This is a genomic window from Streptomyces sp. NBC_00490 (assembly GCF_036013645.1).
GTDB lineage: Bacteria > Actinomycetota > Actinomycetes > Streptomycetales > Streptomycetaceae > Streptomyces > Streptomyces canus_F.
Genome location: NZ_CP107869.1, coordinates 407,831 through 425,030, shown reverse-complemented (window position 1 = coordinate 425,030; position 17,200 = coordinate 407,831). Strand labels below are relative to the sequence as shown.

At 68.9% G+C, this 17,200-nt stretch carries 14 protein-coding genes and 3 pseudogenes; 5 read left to right on the top strand and 12 right to left on the bottom strand.

The window, feature by feature from the left end; genetic code table 11:
* Positions 1-18: 18 nt before the first annotated feature.
* The 4 genes and pseudogenes from OG381_RS01700 to OG381_RS01685 form a co-directional block, all read right to left on the bottom strand.
* Complete coding sequence (locus tag OG381_RS01700) at positions 19-399, bottom strand: hypothetical protein (protein ID WP_327714266.1); 381 nt, start codon at positions 397-399, stop codon at positions 19-21.
* Positions 396-1,061 carry a DUF4389 domain-containing protein gene (locus OG381_RS01695; protein WP_327714265.1) on the bottom strand — a complete coding sequence of 222 codons (666 nt, stop codon included), beginning with the start codon at positions 1,059-1,061 and terminating at the stop codon, positions 396-398. Before OG381_RS01695 ends, OG381_RS01700 begins: the two co-directional genes overlap by 4 nt.
* Before the next feature lie 148 nt (positions 1,062-1,209).
* Positions 1,210-1,932, bottom strand: coding sequence for a CBS domain-containing protein (locus OG381_RS01690; RefSeq protein ID WP_327714264.1), 723 nt, complete (start codon positions 1,930-1,932; stop codon positions 1,210-1,212).
* Between the two features lie 407 nt (positions 1,933-2,339).
* Positions 2,340-2,438: pseudogene (locus tag OG381_RS01685) on the bottom strand (IS5/IS1182 family transposase); the annotation flags it as partial.
* A gap of 68 nt (positions 2,439-2,506) precedes the next feature.
* Here OG381_RS01685 and OG381_RS01680 point away from each other — a divergent pair.
* A pseudogene (locus OG381_RS01680) lies at positions 2,507-2,643 on the top strand (IS21-like element helper ATPase IstB); the annotation flags it as partial.
* A 44-nt stretch (positions 2,644-2,687) separates the two neighbouring features.
* Here OG381_RS01680 and OG381_RS01675 read toward each other — a convergent pair.
* The 5 genes and pseudogenes from OG381_RS01675 to adhE form a co-directional block, all read right to left on the bottom strand.
* On the bottom strand, positions 2,688-3,023 hold the full coding sequence (locus tag OG381_RS01675; protein ID WP_443061856.1) for a DUF5994 family protein: 336 nt from the start codon (positions 3,021-3,023) through the stop codon (positions 2,688-2,690).
* Positions 3,024-3,069: 46 nt separating this feature from the next.
* Positions 3,070-3,192: pseudogene (locus OG381_RS49545) on the bottom strand (DUF5994 family protein); the annotation flags it as partial.
* 773 nt (positions 3,193-3,965) lie between these two features.
* On the bottom strand, positions 3,966-4,349 hold the full coding sequence (locus tag OG381_RS01670) for a hypothetical protein (protein WP_327714263.1): 384 nt from the start codon (positions 4,347-4,349) through the stop codon (positions 3,966-3,968).
* A gap of 36 nt (positions 4,350-4,385) precedes the next feature.
* Positions 4,386-4,808 carry a pyridoxamine 5'-phosphate oxidase family protein gene (locus OG381_RS01665; RefSeq protein WP_327714262.1) on the bottom strand — a complete coding sequence of 141 codons (423 nt, stop codon included), beginning with the start codon at positions 4,806-4,808 and terminating at the stop codon, positions 4,386-4,388.
* Positions 4,809-5,414: 606 nt separating this feature from the next.
* Positions 5,415-8,072 (bottom strand): bifunctional acetaldehyde-CoA/alcohol dehydrogenase, encoded by a 2,658-nt coding sequence (adhE, locus tag OG381_RS01660; protein WP_327714261.1) that lies wholly within the window; start codon positions 8,070-8,072, stop codon positions 5,415-5,417.
* A gap of 360 nt (positions 8,073-8,432) precedes the next feature.
* On the opposite strand from adhE, the gene OG381_RS01655 reads away from it, so the two are divergent.
* Entirely contained in the window at positions 8,433-9,341 is a 909-nt protein-coding gene (locus OG381_RS01655; protein ID WP_327714260.1) for a universal stress protein, read from the top strand.
* Between the two features lie 202 nt (positions 9,342-9,543).
* Here OG381_RS01655 and OG381_RS01650 read toward each other — a convergent pair whose 3' ends face one another.
* Both OG381_RS01650 and OG381_RS01645 read right to left on the bottom strand, forming a co-directional pair.
* A complete protein-coding gene (locus tag OG381_RS01650) occupies positions 9,544-10,554 on the bottom strand; it encodes a zinc-dependent alcohol dehydrogenase (protein WP_327714259.1) in 1,011 nt (336 codons plus the stop codon).
* A 151-nt stretch (positions 10,555-10,705) separates the two neighbouring features.
* Positions 10,706-11,602 carry a universal stress protein gene (locus OG381_RS01645; protein WP_327714258.1) on the bottom strand — a complete coding sequence of 299 codons (897 nt, stop codon included), beginning with the start codon at positions 11,600-11,602 and terminating at the stop codon, positions 10,706-10,708.
* Positions 11,603-11,954: 352 nt separating this feature from the next.
* On the opposite strand from OG381_RS01645, the gene gap reads away from it, so the two are divergent.
* Complete coding sequence (gene gap / locus OG381_RS01640) at positions 11,955-12,977, top strand: type I glyceraldehyde-3-phosphate dehydrogenase (protein WP_327714257.1); 1,023 nt, start codon at positions 11,955-11,957, stop codon at positions 12,975-12,977.
* Between the two features lie 71 nt (positions 12,978-13,048).
* Here the strand turns inward: gap and OG381_RS01635 are convergent, their stop codons facing one another.
* The gene (locus tag OG381_RS01635) at positions 13,049-15,292 is read right to left on the bottom strand and encodes a SpoIIE family protein phosphatase (protein ID WP_327714256.1); all 2,244 of its coding nucleotides are present in this window, start codon (positions 15,290-15,292) and stop codon (positions 13,049-13,051) included.
* Positions 15,293-15,804: 512 nt separating this feature from the next.
* Here OG381_RS01635 and OG381_RS01630 point away from each other — a divergent pair.
* Positions 15,805-16,212 carry a hypothetical protein gene (locus tag OG381_RS01630; RefSeq protein ID WP_327714255.1) on the top strand — a complete coding sequence of 136 codons (408 nt, stop codon included), beginning with the start codon at positions 15,805-15,807 and terminating at the stop codon, positions 16,210-16,212.
* Entirely contained in the window at positions 16,209-17,060 is an 852-nt protein-coding gene (locus OG381_RS01625) for a hypothetical protein (protein WP_327714254.1), read from the top strand. Before OG381_RS01630 ends, OG381_RS01625 begins: the two co-directional genes overlap by 4 nt.
* Positions 17,061-17,200 lie beyond the last annotated feature (140 nt).

Here is a 17,200-nt window from a genome sequence, read left to right as displayed (position 1 = left end):
CGGGTCGGGCGCTCGCGCTCAGTAGGCGGAGGCGGGCCAGGTGGAGGCCACCGCCACGATGACGCCCACGTCCAGCAGCGCGCCGACACTGAGCCACGGATCGAACCAGATCGCCTTGAGGACGAGACCCGTCGCTGCCCCGACAACGGCTGCCGTAGGCCACCACACGCTGCCCGCCAGCGTCCCCGCACCGGCGACGGTGTAGACGACGGCCGTGTACCAGGCAAGCGCCAGGGCCGTGGCCCTGGCCGGCGCGGGGGAGACATGAGCGGCTGCCAGAGCCCACGAGTGTCCGGGGTCGAACGGGGACGGCTTGTCCGGCGGCTGTGGCGCTGTCCAGACACCCAGGTGCAGTAGCCCGTGCACGATCAGGAACGCCGCCACCAGAAAGGCGATCACGGCAGCACCTCCGGTTCGCTCGGTTCGGTGCCGCCCATGTCGAGGCGGAAGGGGGGATAGGTGTCCGTCATGAGGGCGGCGTAGGTGGCGACCCGCAGTACCCAGCGGTTGAGGCCGAGGATCAGGTCGAACAGGCCCTTGGGGTATTTCTCGGTGAAGGCCAGGGTGATGGCGGCGATCAGGGCGAGTACGGCGACGAGTCCGCCGTCCCACCATCCGAGGTGCCAGCCGCCGAGGAAGAAGGCGACGATGACGTAGTGGGGTATGGCCAGCAGCCACCATTTCACCAGGACCAGGCCGCGGGAGAGATGCTCGGGGTAGGCGATGTCCAGCCGGGCCGGGTAGTGGGGTTCTTCGCCGAGGCTGAAGGGCGGGTAGCGGTCGGTGCCCAGGGCGCCGTAGGAGTAGTAGGCGACCCGCCAGCTCCAGCGCAGTACTCCGAGGTTGAAGTCGAACAGGGGGCGTGGGTAGTGCTCGGTGAACAGGATGGCGAAGAACGCGATCATGCTCACGACCGTGAAGGCGATCCAGAGGAAGAACAGCACGACGTAGTGGGGGATGACGAGGATCCATTTCACCAGCCAGAGCCAGCGGGACAGCGGTGCGTCGAGGACCGCGTTGACGCGGACCGGGCGGTCCGGTAGTCCGGCAAGGGTTGTCATGGCGATCAACTCCTCCGGGTCCAGAGCGACAGTCGCGGAGCCTGGGCCCATGACAAGCGTGGCCTGCGACGGGAGGAGTGAGGAGGGCCGCCCGGGGTCGAGGGGAGGGCCATCGGTCCCGGGCGGAACGACTGGCTTCGCTCTGCGGTCAGTCGTTGAGCAGCCAGGGGCGCGCGATTCCGCCCGAGGGGTGCGGCTCGGGCGGAGGAGTCTCGTCGACGTGGAACGTCAGGCTGTTCACGACCCCGACCACCCCGTCCACCCGCCACGTCAGCTGGGTGGTGAGGAAGATGTCGCTCTGCCGTTCCAGTTGCCCCTCCAGCGTGACCATGCCGTCCCGAACCGAGACCGTCACGGCGTGAGGTGGCAGAGACATGGCGCGCGTCAGGACGTCGTCGGTCACGTCCCGGCGGATCTCCTCGTCCGTCCGCAGGAAGATCCGCAGCAGGTCCCGTCGGGTGGCGATGCCGATCAGGCGGTCCTCCTCGTCCACGACAGGGAGCCGGTCGACATGGTGGCGTTCCATGACACGCGCGGCGTCCGCGACGCCCTGTTCGGGGTGCACGGTGACGGCGGGCGTCGACATCAGCTCTCCGGCGGTCGTGGCCGGGGCCATCGTGGTCAGGTGAGGGGCGGAGCGGCGCAGCGCGGACTTCCGGAACCACCGCACGCGGCCACGGGAGGACCGGGCCGCGTGCCGGCGCATCAGGTCGGTCTCGGAGATCACTCCCAGGACCTTGTCGTCGTGGTCCACCACGGGCAGACCGCTGATGCGGTGTTGGTCCAGTAGCCGTGCCACGTCCTTGAACGACGTGTCCCGGTGCGCTTCGACGACCTCGCTGGTCATCACCTCGCCGACTGTGCGGGTCATCACGCCAACTCCCTTCCGCCTCCACCGTCCGCCAGAGGTGCGCGACGGATGCTGTGCCGGGACGCCCTCCTGCGTGAGTCCTGTGGGACGAGGCGTCTGTGATGCCATCGGGCCGGAGCACACGCGCTCTGCCGTCCCTTCCGGCCGCTCGGGGAACCAGGCCGTCATGCTTCTCCAGCGTCCCGTACGGCGAGTCGCCACACATGGGCCGACCGTCCCGAAGGCGGGGGACCGAAGCCCCGGCTCGTTGGCCCGTGCGGCAGGCGGGCACGCCCTGCCCCGGGCGAAGCCTGTCCGCTCTCGCCGGGACCGTCGAGGAGGAGCAGAGGCTCAGCACCCACATGCGAGGAGCGCCATGCGTCATTCCTGTGCCGCGTGCCGGCCGGTCACAGCAGGCTGCTCCAGTTCCGCCCGGGTTGGCGAGCTCGCCGCTCCGCCTTCGGCAGCAGTGGCTCGACCACCGCCCATAACTCGTCGTCGACTTTCCACGGCTTCGGCCGAGCCACCCCGCGACCCCGGATCAACGGTCCCGGAGTGATCCAACCACCCCGAAGATCATTTCGTCAGGAGTGCAAAGACGTTCACCGGCCCCAGGCTCTGCGCGGCATCGTCGACCGGCTCACCTTCAATGGCGCCACCATCCAGTCCGGCACCGAGTCCTGCCGCCCCGCCCACACCAAGGCCCAGGCCGAACGGGCCGAAGCAGGCTGAACAAGGCGGATTGGCACGTCCAGGTCGTGCTCAGACAGGACGCCTCACATCGGCCGTCCGATCCACTGCGGAACGTCAACGGGGGGTGCGTCGAAGCGGGCCGTTGCCATGGCCAGGAGTTCGGTGGCGGTGCTGCTGCCGTCGACCGGTAGGGGCGTGTTCATCAGCCAGGCCGCGGTGTCGGGCTCCGTCGTGGGAGGAATAATGAGCAGCGTGCGAGACCCGTCACGATAGGAACAGAGCGTGATCTCGTGCTGTTCGTGACCGGACACGAACCAGCCAGCGGTCACCAAGTGCCCGCCTACGGGGATCCGGTGCGGGATGTCGGGCCACAGCCCGATCCCCAGAATGACTCTCGTGATGATGCCCACGCCGTCCATCGATTTCCACCAGGGCGGGAAGTTCGGCGGCGAGATTGCGGGAGTACGGCCACCAGGCTCCGTCGAATCCGTCCGGGACGGCTGCGTACGGCGCCAGCGAAAGCCGGGCCGGCAGCGGTGGAGAGGGGCCTACCGCGGTGAGTGCAACATGATCGGCAGTCGGTTCCATGACGTGAACCCGCCTCCGGGCGCGGTCTGACCGGCCCGGCATCGATGTTCACCGAGAACAACACCGGCACGGCACCGGCGCAATACTCTCGACGATTTCAGCCTACTCCCCACAGGCTCCGCCCCGGTCTGGCCCGCACGCCACGAACACCCGCGTGCACCCTGCATCGGTCGGGGGATGTCGGGCGCCGGAATGTCCCTGGTCAGGGGCTGCGAGCACCAGACCAGGGACACGCAGATACCTGCCTCCCCAAAGCAGGCTCTGCCGCCCTGGGCCGTGTCCAGGGCGTCCAACGGGTCGGGTGCTTCAGAGCGCGTCCCGGGCTCCCGCGGAGCACCGCTGGGGTTCTCTTCATGGATACGTCTTCCGCCCTCTCATCGTGAGGGCCGACAGGGCACACCCTGGCCCTGACCGGCCTGTTGCGCCGCCCCTCTCCCAGCACTGGCAACTCGGCAGGAAGCGCAGTGGAGAAGAGCAGCACGGTCTTTGGATACCGCCCCCGGGGCCGGCAGAGGCCCGGACCGCCATCTCTGCCCCACAGTCCCGCTCCCGCGAGTGACATCAGAACTCGCAGACATTGAGCACAGCGACCTCGCCACAACAACTCGCAAAGTCATCGTGAAACGACTCCGCAGAACCTGACACAGCCAAACGGCCAGCACGCAGAGGTGTAGCGGGGCCTCCTTGCGCAGGTTCAGGAGCGCTCCGCGCGGACCCACGCCGCCGCGACGGGCAGGCGGTCACACCCTTCTGGGACCGTCACCGGACAGATGTCATTCCCTCAGCAGCTCCTTGTACGCGGTCGAAGGACAACACCTGGGAGCGCACAGTGCCTTGCCCTTGAACCCCGGGGCAGACGCAGAGAAGGCCCCGCCCTCTTCCAGGCGGGCCTTATCGGGATGCTCCAAGGCATCGCGCGCGAGCTTGAGCATCTGGTTCTGCGGCGGCGTTGGCTCTCCCCGCTCCTCCGCCACCCGGGTGTGTTCCTCGGCCCATCGGGCACGCAAGGTGGCCGCCATCTCCCCTTCGTCGGGACTCCTGTCCTCGTTGCGGGAATCGATCTCGACCTTCGCGCGGATGGCTCGCGTGGGCTCGGTCTGTCTGATCACGGCCTCCGCCCACATGCACACGCAGCAGGCGATCACGACGCGGGCCACGTGGCACAGACCCATCCGGAGCCCGGCCGGCGTGCCTCACTCCATACCGGACGTGCCCTTCAGGGCGCGTCCGGTGACCATCTCCGACTCGATCCGTACGAACACCGCGTCCTGCACAGGCATCCAGGACGTGGGGTCGGATTGCGACAGCCGCTCGTGCTCGGCGGGATCGGTCACCACGGTGGCCCGGCCGGTGACGACCACACTCCAGCCGGACCGGGACGCCGCGTCGAACTCATCCGCCTCGAAGGCGACCACGACGCCGTCGACGGCGCGTACGAGGTCCGAGTCCTGCGAGGTCGACAGCAGGACGGAGGAGTCCGTGTCCAGGGAGAAGTTGATGGGGAGGACCGCGGGCAGGGCCTGCCGGGTGTAGACCACGCGGCCGACCGGCACCTTGGCGAGCAGGCGCAGGCACTCCTGTCGGTCGAGTCCGCGAACGGCGTCGTTCTGGAACATCGGTCCATCGTCCCCGCGGTCGTCGTGCGGGGGTAGGGCCGAGTGGCCCTACCCCCGCACCATGCGAAAGCGGCCCTCGTCGCGCGGGAGCCGCGCGGGCAACGCGGTACACGGGGCCGCGCGGAGGGACGGACCGCCGGGTCCAACCCCAGGGACCGTCCGTCTGTCGGTAGGGACTCATGGCCCCATGCCTCGGAGCGCGGAGAGCAGCCGGGAACAGACGCGGACGGGCATGACCGGCCTGCTCGACACCGCGGTTCCGCATGAGTACGCCGAGCACCTGGTCGCGAGGCTCTTTCCGACACCGCCAGGCACGCCCGCGCCACGGCGGTCGGCATCAGCGCCGAAGCCACCGGCACGACGGGCGTCTCCACAGGAGCGACAACGGATGTGGCATCGCCCGGCCACCAGCCGTTGCAGCAGCCCGGTCAACCTTCACTCCCGGCCTCAGGAACTCGGCAGCACGGTCACCCTCGCCCGGAACGGTCCCAGAGCACTGCCCTGGACTTCTCTGCACCGCTTCCGGCCTTCTGAGCGCGTCACGACATGCGGCACCGGGTCGCCTCCTCATGAGGCGACCCGGTGCCGCATTCGCGGAGCAGCGGTCTACCGGGCCGGTGTCGCTGCCTGACCGTAGTAGGCGGTGCGCATCAGTTCCTGCATGTCGTCGAGCATCGGCATGCGCGGGTTGGCGGGCGCGCACTGATCCTCGTAGGCGTTGAGGGCCTGTTGGGGCAGGGCTGTGAGGTAGTGCTGCTCGTCCACGCCCAGGGCCTGGAACGAGGGCTCGATGCCCACGGCGTCACGGAGCCGTTCCACAGCGCAGGCCAGGGACTCCACGCCCTGTGCCGGGGTGGCGGCGGGCAGGCCGAGTGTGCGGGCGATGTCCTGGAAGCGTTCCGGGGCGCGGTAGCTCTCGTACTTGGGCCAGCCGGTCAGCTTGGTGGGCACGGTGCCGTTGTAGCGGATGACGTGCGGGAGCAGGACCGCGTTGGTGCGGCCGTGGGCGATGTGGAAGGTGGCACCAAGGGTGTGCGACATGGCATGGACGATGCCGAGGAAGGCGTTGCCGAAGGCCATGCCCGCGATGGTGCCGGCGTTGTGCATCTTCTCCCGGGACTCGGGGCTGCCCGCACGGTTGTTCACGGCTGCGTCGAGGTTGTCGAAGATGAGGCGGACGGCGTGCAGGGCGGGGCCGTCGGTGAAGTCGTTGGCGTAGACGGAGACGTATGCCTCGATGGCGTGGGTGAGGGCGTCGAAGCCGCTGTCGGCAGCCAGGGCCGGGGGCAGTTGGGCGGTGAGCAGGGGATCGACGATGGCCACGCTGGGGGTGAGGGCGTAGTCGGCCAGGGGGTACTTCTTACCGGTGGCGGGGTCGGAGATGACGGCGAACGGGGTGACCTCTGCGCCGGTTCCCGATGTCGTGGGAATGCACACCAGACGGGCGCGCTCGCCCAGGACAGGGAAGCGGAAGGCGCGCTTGCGGATGTCGGAGAACTTCTGCCGCATGTCGGCGAAGTCGACGTCCGGGTGCTCGTACAGCAGCCACATCACCTTCGCGGCGTCCATCGGGGAGCCACCGCCGAGCGCGATGATCGTGTCCGGGCGGAAGTCCCGCATGAGGCGGGCGCCGCGCTGGACGGAAGAGATGCTGGGCTCGGGTTCGACGTTGTCGATGATCTGCAGAGTCACCGGCTCGGGCCGGCATTGCAGGACGCGGCTCACCCGGTCGACGAAGCCGAGGCGGGTCATCGTCGCGTCGGTGACGATCGTGACGCGGTGGATGTCCGGCATGGAGGTCAGGTAGCGGATGGCCTGCGGCTCGAAGTAGATCTTCGGCGGCACCTTGAACCACTGGAGGTTGTTGTGGCGGGTGCCGACCCGCTTGACGTTCAGCAACTGGGCGGCGGTGACGTTGTTGGACACCGACGTGCTACCCCAGGATCCACAGCCCAGCGTCAGCGAAGGCAACAGGCTGTTGTAGACACCGCCGATCGCGCCCTGCGAGGAAGGCGAGTTGACGATGATCCGTACGGTCTTCATGCGACGGCCGTACGCTTCCGCGAGCTCGCGGTCCTCGGTGTGGATGACCGAGCTGTGGCCCTGACCGTGGAAGGCGACCATGTCGGCGGCCAGATCGAAGCCCTGGGCCTCGGAATCCGCGCGGAGCACGGTGAGCACCGGGCACAGCTTCTCCCGGGTCAACGGCTCGTCCGGGCCGACCCGTTCGGCCTCCACCAGAATGACGGACGTGTCGGCAGGCACGGTGAACCCGGCCTGCTCGGCGATCCACGCCGGGCTCTGCCCGACGGCCGCGGCGTTGACCTTGGGCTCGCAGCCGCCGCCCGCCGGGCCGACGGGAAACAGGAACGCCTCCAGCTTCGCCTTCTCCTCGGCGGTCGCCAGATGAGCGTGCAGGGTGCGGAACTCGGCGAGCGCCGCGTCGTAGATCTCGGAGTCGAGGATGACCGCCTGCTCGGAGGCGCAGATCATGCCGTTGTCGAAGGACTTGGACAGCACCAGATCGTTGACGGCCCGGCGCAGCTTGGCGCTCTTGTGGACGTAGGCGGGCACGTTGCCGGCGCCGACGCCGAGGGCGGGCTTTCCCGCGGAGTAGGCGGCCTTGACCATGGCGTTGCCACCGGTGGCGAGGATGAGCGCGACGCCCGGGTGGTGCATCAGAGTGTCGGTCGCCTCGAGGGAGGGGGTCTCGATCCACTGCACGCAGTGCTCCGGTGCCCCTGCGGCGATGGCCGCGTCGCGGACGACGCGAGCCGCCTCCGCGCTGCAGCGCTGGGCGGAGGGGTGGAAGGCGAAGACGACCGGGTTGCGGGTCTTCAGTGCCATCAGCGCCTTGAAGATCGTGGTGGAGGTGGGGTTGGTGACGGGCGTGATCGCGCAGACCACGCCGACCGGCTCCGCGATCTCGACGATGTCCTCGATGTCGTCGCGGGCTATGACTCCGACGGTCTTCATCCTGCCCATGCTGTGGGTGACGTGCTCGCAGGCGAACATGTTCTTCGCGGCCTTGTCCTCGAAGACACCGCGGCCGGTCTCCTCGACGGCGAGCGCCGCCAGCCCGGTGTGCTGGTCCAGCGCGGCGACCGACGCCTTCTTGACGATGTGGTCGACCTGCTCCTGAGTCAGCGACTCGTAGTCGGCGAGCGCCTTCAGCCCGTTCGTGACCAGCCGGTCCACCGCGATCGCTGTTTCGGAGGGCCCGCTGTCGGGAGTGGTGGGCTTGCCGTCGTTCTTACCGGCCATGGAGATACGCCTCCGTCGTCGAGTTCGCAGCGTGGGTGAGGAACGGCATCGTGGGGGATCAGTACGGCATCGTGGGGGATCAGTACCGCTTCCCTCTCCACTCTCGCTCTTGACCAGCCCCGCGCTCAGGCGCCGAAGGTCCCCGACGGTGTCCCTACCGGCCCCAATCCGGCGAACCGGTGAGGCTTCCGTGAGCTTTGGAGGCAGGGAGGAGACGGCCACCCCCGGCACTCCGACGACGCAAGGTCGGAAGGGGGGCCGTGGAGCCCAAGAAGAGGGCCCATCCGGCCCGTGTGCACCGTCTGGAGTTCGTACCAGGCTGGGCCGGAGGACAGCGCATACACCTAGGAGGCACAGACCATGGACCGACACGTAGTCGCGGGAATCGACCCTTCTCCCGAGAGCCGCGCCGCCGCGCACTGGGCGTCCCGGGAAGCCCTGCGCCGTGGCGCCGCGCTGCGGCTCGTGCACGCCTGGCAGCTGCACCCGCGTCCCGCCGCCAACGTACCCATGGACATGACCGAGCGAAGCTGGGCTCGGCAGATCCTGTCGGAGGCGTCGGACAGCGTCCGCGCCGCCCACCCCGGGCTGCAGATCGTGGACCAACAGGTGAAGGACTCGCCAGCCGCTGCCCTGCTGGCAGCGGCTGAGGACGCCGAGCTGGTGGTACTCGGCTCCCGCGGGCTCAGCGGTGCCACGGGGTTCCTGCTCGGCTCGGTGTCCGCGAAGGTCGTCGCCAGGTCGCCGCGCCCTGTGGTGCTGGTCCGCGAGGGCGAGAGCGCCGCCGGCGAGCACTTCTCGCCCCTCGCCGGCGTTTCACCCGACGAGATTCCCGAGACCCCCTACCGCGATGTCGTCCTCGGCCTCGACACCGGCCACCCCTGCGACGAGCTGATCGAGTTCGCCTTCGAGACCGCCCGGCGCTGCGGTGCCGCCCTGCGCGTGATCCACACCTTCACCGTCCCGCCGGGATACGCCGTCGCCGACCGGGTCGCCCCGCCGCCCGGCCCGGAGCTGCTCGCGGAGCGCGAACACGCCGTGCTCGCGACGCTGCGCCCATGGTGTGAGAAGTTCCCCGAGGTCGCCGTCACCCAGACCGTCATCGAAGGCAGGGCGGCCGCCGAACTGCCCCGCGCCGCTTCCGGCGCGGCGCTCGTCGTCGTGGGACGCCGGATCCGGGACAGCCGCCTCGGTTTCCACACCGGTCCGGTCACCCACGCGGTCCTGCATCACGCAGGCTGCCCCGTGGCCGTCGTCCCGCACGCCTGAACCACCGCCCGAAACGGAACTCCGAGGCCACGTAGAGGACAGCTGCGCCCTGGGCGGGCTCCACAGACCCGCCCCTGCCGCTCCGACCGGAGGTTCCCCCATCGCAGGACGACGAGACGGTCGGCCACGAAAGCCAGCCGCCCTCCGCACACGCCGTCGTGTCCGGAGGGCGGCTCCAAGCCGGTGGTGACGCGGTGTCGTCTCACATCTCGAAGACGATGCGCGCCTCGACCTCCCCGCGCAGCACATCCGCGATGGACTCGTTGACGGTGTCCAGGGAGCGGGTCCGGTAGATGACCTTCGTGCGGCCCGCCGCGTGCAGCCGGAACACCTCGTCGAGGTCCTGGCGGGTGCCGACGATGGAGCCGATGACGGAGGTGCCGTTCAGGACGGTGTCGAAGATCGGGACCTGGATGGTGCCACCGGCCGGCAGCGCCACCATGATCAGCTTGCCGCCGCGCCGCAGACCGCCGTAGACGGCGGTGAAGGCTTGCTCGTTGACCGCGAGCGCGATGGCGGAGTGCGCGCCGCCGTGCCGCTTGAGCACCTCGGCCGGGTCCTCCTTGCGGGCGTCGATGAGGATGTCCGCGCCCAGCTTCCGGGCAAGCTCCAGCTTCTCGTCGGTGACGTCGATGGCGGCGACGGTGGCACCGGCGATCTTCGCGTACTGAACGGCGAGGTGACCGAGGCCGCCGACGCCGGAGATCGCCACCAGCTGGGCCGGAGCCACGCCCGCGACCTTGAGCGCCTTGTACGTCGTGACGCCGGCGCAGGTCAGCGGGGCGGCGTCGCGCGGGTCGATGCCGTCGGGCACCGGGGTGGCGAAGTCGGCCGAGGCCAGCATCTTCTCGGCGTAGCCACCGTCCACGCCGTAGCCGGTGTTGCGCTGCTGCTCGCACAGCGTCTCCCAACCGGACAGACAGTGCTCACACCGCCCGCAGGCCCAGCCGAGCCAGGGCACGGCCACCCGCTGCCCGATCGCCAGGTGGGTGACGCCCGCGCCGAGTTCCTCGACGATGCCGACGCCCTCATGACCTGGGACGAACGGCGGGGTCGGCTTGATCGGCCAGTCGCCGTGCGCGGCGTGGATGTCGGTATGGCACAGACCAGAGGCCTCTACCCGGATACGGACCTGGCCGGGGCCCGGCTCGGGATCGGGGCGCTCCTCGATGACCAGGGGCCGGCCGAAGGCCTGGACGACTGCTGCTCTCACGACGGGCATCTCCTCTGCGGGGTGTACGCGTTGCCGGGCGCACGTCTTGGTGTTTCAAAGCCTGGTGACCCGGTCTGCCGATAACAGACTCGTCCGGGTGAAGCCGTCGGCGGCAGGTCCGAATGCCCCCGGCCCGGGGTCCGGTCGGCCCTCAGCCGTGGGGTACAACGGCGACGGGCGCGATGGCGTGGTGGATCACCCCGTGGGTGACGGGGCCGATGCGCATGCCGAGGGTCGGACGGCCCGTTCTGCGGCCGACGACCACCAGACCGGCGTCCCGAGAGGCCTGGAGGATGACCTCCGCGGCGGATGCGAGACCGATGCTGCGGACCACCTTGACCTGTGGATATCGCTGTCGCCACGGAGTCAGGGCATCCAGGAGCTCCTCCTCGACGCGGGCTTCATCACCGGTGTCCTCATCACCCGTGGGCACGGCCCCTGGGTTGTACGCGAACACCGGTGGACGGCTCCACGCGTGCACCGCACGCAGGGTGACACCTCGGGCCGCCGCCGTGGCGAAGGCGAACTCCAGCAGTTCTTCAGCCGGTTCGTCCCGGTCCTGGATGCCCACGACCACTGCGCCGCCGTCCTGATCCACATCGACGGTCTCGGCGCCCTCGACCATGCCGTGCTTGATCGCGCGCACGAGCACCACGGGGCGTTTCGCCCGGGCGAGCACACGCTGACCCACGGATCCGAGAAGGAAGCCCGCGATGACGCCGTGCCCACGTGAGCCCAGCACCAGCATCTCGGCGTTCTCCGCCTGCCCCAGAAGCACGCGGGGGGCCAGATCGGACGCCTGCTCGACATCGATCGGCAGCTCCGGATACCGCGCCGTCAGATCGTCCTGGGCCTCGTCCAACGTCTGCTGCGCCCAACGCTTCTGGGCTTGCGACTCCTGGGCCGCGGGCACGTCGACCGGCCGCCGGATCCAGGCAGTCACCAAACGCAGGGACACCGCCCGGCGCTGTGCTTCGCGGGCGGCCCAGTCCGCTGCCGCCAGGCTTTCGGGGGAACCGTCCAGACCGACGACGATGGGGCGAAGCATGGGGAGCACCTCCATGTCCGATGCGGTGGGCCGCGGACGTTCCGGGCGGCCCTTGCCTCGAGCGTGGTGGGGGAGTGCGGCCGGGCCCAGGGGCCAGTGGTCCTTGGTTCGGTCCCGAGAGTCCTGGGAGTCCTGGGAGTCCTGGGAGTCCTGGGAGTCCTGACGACAGGGGTCCATTCCGGGGCTGTGGCCGAAGGCAACCCTTCACACCAACCACCTGCGGAGCCGTTTCTTAGGTACCCGACGGAGGGCCGAACGGCCCTCGACCCGCCCCCGTACGGCCCACGTCCCACCCGCTGCGGCACCCGCAGGCTGGGCTCACCCATCAGAGACGCCCAGGAGGACAGCCGACATGACCGTGCGTGTGGGAATCAATGGCTTCGGGCGCATCGGACGGAACTACCTGCGCTGTGTGCTGGAGCGCGCGGACGCGGGGGCCGGCACGCCGGTCGAGGTCGTGGCAATTAACGACCTCACCTCCCCGACAGCGCTCGCCCATCTGCTGGAGTACGACTCGACGTACGGCAGGCTGCGTCGCACCGTCGAGCACGACGATGACTCGGTCACCGTCGACGGTTACCGCATCGCCGTGACCGCCGAACGTGACCCGGCAGCCCTTCGCTGGGGCGACCTGGGTGTGGACGTCGTCATCGAGTCGACGGGCCGCTTCCGCAGCCGGGAGGACGCCGGACTGCATCTCAAGGGCGGAGCCCGCAAGGTGCTGCTGTCCGTGCCCGGGAAGAACGTCGACGCCACCATCGTCATGGGCGTCAACGAGAGCACGTACGACCCGGACAGCGACCACGTCGTGTCGAACGCCTCGTGCACGACCAACTGTGTGGCGCCGATGGTGAAGGTTCTCGACGAGGCCTTCGGTATCGACAAGGGTCTGATGACCACCATCCACGGCTACACCAACGACCAGGTGGTCCTGGACGGGCCGCACAAGGACCCGCGCCGCGGCCGCACCGCTGCCGTCAACATCATTCCGACCAGCACCGGGGCGGCCCGTGCCGTCGGTCTGGTCCTGCCGGAGCTGGCCGGCACGCTGGACGGCATCGCGGTCCGTGTGCCCGTCGAGGACGGCTCGCTGACCGATCTCACCCTGGTACTGAATCGGGCCGTGACCGCGGACGAGGTGAACTCCGTGTTCCGGGAGGCCGCCGACGGGCCGCTGAAGGGGATCCTGCGCGTCTCCGACGCCCCGATCGTCTCCCGTGACATCGTCGGTGACCCCGCCTCCTGCGTCCTGGACGCCCCGCTGACCCAGGTGCACGGCAACCTGGTCAAGGTCTTCGGCTGGTACGACAACGAGTGGGGCTACACCAACCGCCTGCTCGACCTCACCGAGTACGTCGCCGCCCGGCTCCGCTGAAGCTGACCGAGCGTGAACGGGTCACGAGGCCGGCGCCGGTCGGTGATGTTTGGCCGGGAGTCGTGTGCAGGTCACAGCCGGAGGGTGAACCAGGTGGTCTTTCCCCGCTCGTCCGGGCGGACTCCCCAGGTGTCGGCGATGGCGTCGACGAGGATGAGGCCGCGTCCGGACTCCTCGTCCTCGGCGGCCAGTCGAGGCTGGGGCAGGTGGGGACTGAGGTCGCTGATTTCGACGGCGAGGTCGGTTTCGGTCCGGCGCAGGTGGAGGACGAGCGGGCCTTCCGCGTGCTGGACGGCGTTGGTGAGGATCTCGGAGACCAGGAGCCTTGCGTCGTCGGCCGCGGGGACACAGCCCCAGTCGGAAAGGGTTTTGACCACGAACGAGCGGCCGATGGACACCGCGGAGGCCGTGGCCGGCAGTTCCTGGGTGGCGATGGCCAGCGGCGCTGCGGGGAGTTGGGCCAGGAGCAGGGTGACGTCGTCGTCGTGGCCCTCGGCGTCCGGCAGTAGGGATGCGAGGACGTGGTCGGCTGCGTCATCGAGGCGGCTCGTGCGAGCGAAGGCGTCGTCGAGGGCCATGGCGAGCTTGTCGATCTCGTCCTCGATGTCGCCGCACGGCGTCTCCACAAGGCCGTCGGTGTACAGCACGAGGGTGGCTCCGGGTGAGATGGCCGGGCTGGACTGCTGGTAGAGCGTGTCGCCGACGCCAAGTGGGGTGTTCACGGGGGAGGTGAGGCGGCGGACGCCTTCGCCGGGTGCGGAGATGAGGGTGGGCAGGTGGCCGGCTGAGCAGATGGTCACGGATCCGGAGTCCGGTGCGATGACCAGATAGCAGCAGGTGACCAGTTGGTCGGGTACGTCGAGGTCGGCGACGACCGCGTCCAGGGCTTGCATGAGCTGGCGGGGTTGCATGCCGGTCTTGGCCAGTGCGTGGGCGGCGGAGCGCAGTTGGCCCATTACGGAGGCCGCTTCCAGACCGCGGCCCATGACGTCGCCGATGAGGACGCCGACTCGGCCGGCGCCGAGTGGGATCAGGTCGAACCAGTCGCCGCCCACGCCGGCTCCCTGGGTGGCCGGCCGGTAGCGGCTGGCTGCCTCCAGGCCGGGGATCGCGGGCGGGGTGCCCATGAGGCTGCGCTGCAGGGTGAGGGCGATGTGTTTTTGCTGCTTGTACAGTGCGGTGAGTTCGGCCTCGGCGCGTTTGCGGTCGCTGATGTCACGGATGATGGCGCAGGCGCCGATGACGGTGTGGTCCGGGCTGCGTGTGGGCCACAGAGTGACGTCGACGTCGAGCATGGCGCCGGTGCTGGTGAGGCGCAGCGTTTCGAAGTGCTCGATCTTCTCGCCCTTCCTCAGGCGGTCCAGCAGCAGGCTGATCTCGTCCTTGCGCTCCGGCGGCGCGAGCATGGACACGTGCCGGCCGATGGCTTCCTCGGCCGTGTAGCCGTACAGGCGCTGAGCGGCGGCGTTCCAGTAGGTGATGCGGCCGTCGAGCGTCTTGGCGAGGATGGCGTCCTGGGAAGACTCGACCAGCGCAGCCAGCTCGTTGATGCGCGCCTCGGCTGCTTTGCGGTCGCTGACGTCGCGGACGGCGGCGGAGACGAGGAGTCCGTCGGCGGTTTCCAGGGGGCTGAGGCTGATCTCGACGGGGAACTCGCTGCCGTCCTTGCGGAGTCCGTGCAGTTCGAGTCCGGCTCCCATGGGGCGTACCTGGTGAGCGCTGCCATAGCCTTGGCGGTGCTTTGCGTGGGGAGCGTGGAAGCGGTGGGGGATGAGCAACTCGACTGGGTGGCCGAGGAGTTCGTCGCGGCGGTAGCCGAAGAGTGCCTCGGTCTGGGCGTTGACGAGTTTGATGGTCCCGGTGTCGTCGACGATCACCATCGCGTCGGGGGCCGATTCCAGGAGGCCGCGGAATCGTGCCTCGGCTGCTTTGCGGTCGCTGACGTCGCGGACGGCGGCGGAGACGAGGAGTCCGTCGTCGGTTTCCAGGGGGCTGAGGCTGATCTCGACGGGGAACTCGCTGCCGTCTTTGCGGAGTCCGTGCAGTTCGAGTCCGGCTCCCATGGGGCGTACCTGGCGAGTAGCGGTGTATCCGTCGCGGTGGCCGGCGTGCTGCGCGCGGAACCTTCCGGGAATCAGCATCTCCACCGGGCGGCCGAGGAGTTCGTCACGTTGGTAGCCGAAGAGTGCCTCGGTCTGGGCGTTGACGAGTTTGATGGTCCCGGTGTCGTCGACGATCACCATCGCGTCGGGAGCCGCTTCCAGCAGGCTCCGGAACCGGTCTTCGGCCGTCCCGGACCGCTTCGTGCGGCCCACGGCGCTGCGTCGCGGGTCTTGGCCCCGGGTGTTGGCGGCGCTGCCAGTTACCGCTGACGCAATCGTTTCGCTCATGTGGGCCCCAACTGGCTGGTGGTGTGCGGCGAATCGATCCATCTCAGCGCATCCTGATCGCATTCACTGCCGTCTGCCGCGTACTGGCGCAGCATCGGCCGTACTTGACCTCTTGCGATCACGTGCCCCCTCTGTCTGACGAAAGAGGAGAAAGCGTTCTGGCAACGCTGCCAGAAACGCGCGTACCAGCAAGGAGTGTCCGCACGTCTCGTCGGGCGAACCATTGGCATCGGTTCTTGCGCGGTTTCATAAGAGTCAATTGCCGCCTGAACAGGGCTGATGTGGGCGCGATTGCATGGTTTCCTGTCGGCAACGAAGGCCGAAATATGGGCCAACGGGTTATACGCTAACTTCCTCCCGGATCAATCACCCGTCTGCGATGCTGAGTTGAGCGATGAAGGGCGCCATCGCCGAGGGGGACGGCCATGGAGTGGACGATGTCCATCGCATACGGTGCGACGGGTGGCCTCGTGGTGGAGATTGTGGTCTTCTACGGGCGGATTGCGGCGTGGCAGACGGCCCGGCATCGCGCCTTGGCGAAGGGCAAGCGGGGCGAGCAGCTGCCGCGGTTCGACAAGTATGTAGATCCCCCGTCCGATGTGCTCGCCGCACTCACCCGTCTTTCGCTCGGTGCCGGGGCTGGATGGATCTTCGCCCCGCAACTCACGGGAGCGCTGGCCGCGGTCGCCGTGGGCGCGTCCGCACCGGCGCTACTGCGCCAACTGGGCAGCGCGCGCACCTTGCAGGCGCTTGCCGGTGGCACATTGTCCGGTGCAGGGTTGGCAGAGGCCAAGGCCGAGAACCCCGGCGTACTGCCGGGCGAAGCCGAGGTGATCGAGTCGTGAGGGGCCTTGCGCAGCGATTCTGGGCGTCCCTGACGGATACGGATGTCGATTCTCTGAATCAACTGGTGGAGCAAGGCCGGCGCCGGGACGGGCCCTTGTGGCGCAGGTATCTGGTGTCACTGCTCGATGCGCCGGTGGTGTTGGGTGGAGTCGTGAGGGCGGAGGAACAGGTGGAGAGGGATCCGCCCACCTCGACGATCTTCTACACCCTCGAGGGGACAGTCGATGTCGGAACGGCTCCACCCACCCCCCGGCATTGGTGGCGCGCCACGGGCTTCGCGCTGGCTGTCCTGCTCGTCATCGTCGCGGCATTCGCCGCCTCACGCCTGCTGTCCCCCGGCCCGACGTCGGTCACCCCGATGCCTCCGGCCGCACCTCCCACGGCTGCACCCGCCCAGGACGCCTATCACAGGGTGTATGACCCCGTCGGCTACACGTTCCTCGTCTCCGAGAGCTGGACTCGTACCCAGAAGCAGGGCCAAGCGGCCCCCGTGGTCTTCTACAACGATCCCGCCGACGGCCGCGAGCTCCAGATCTTCCGACTTGAGGAGGAGACCCCGGCCGACTCCCTTGATGCGGCCGAGAACGACCCTGGCTTTGGGTTCGCACGACAGCCGGGATACATGTCCCTCGAGCGTGATGCCGGAACCACCTGGGCCGAAGTTGCCTACCGTTACGACGACGAGGACAAGGGTCGTCGCACGGTGATCGACCACCGTTTTCAAGCAGACGATGGCGAGCTGTACGCGATGCGGGCCAGTGGCCCCGAGACGCGGCCTCTCGCCCTCCTCCGTGAGCCTCTTGTGACGGCAGTGAGTTCTTTCTGCGCGGCTCGGGCGCCCTGTTGAGGAGCGAGGTTGGGTCTTGGTCTCGGCGTGTGTTGTAGCAGGTCAGCCGGGCGAAGACGGTTTCCCTCTGCATGTCCCGGCGACTGCAAGATCGTCGGCTGCGGTGCGAGGCAGTTGAAGTCGAGCGTGGTCAAGGAGAG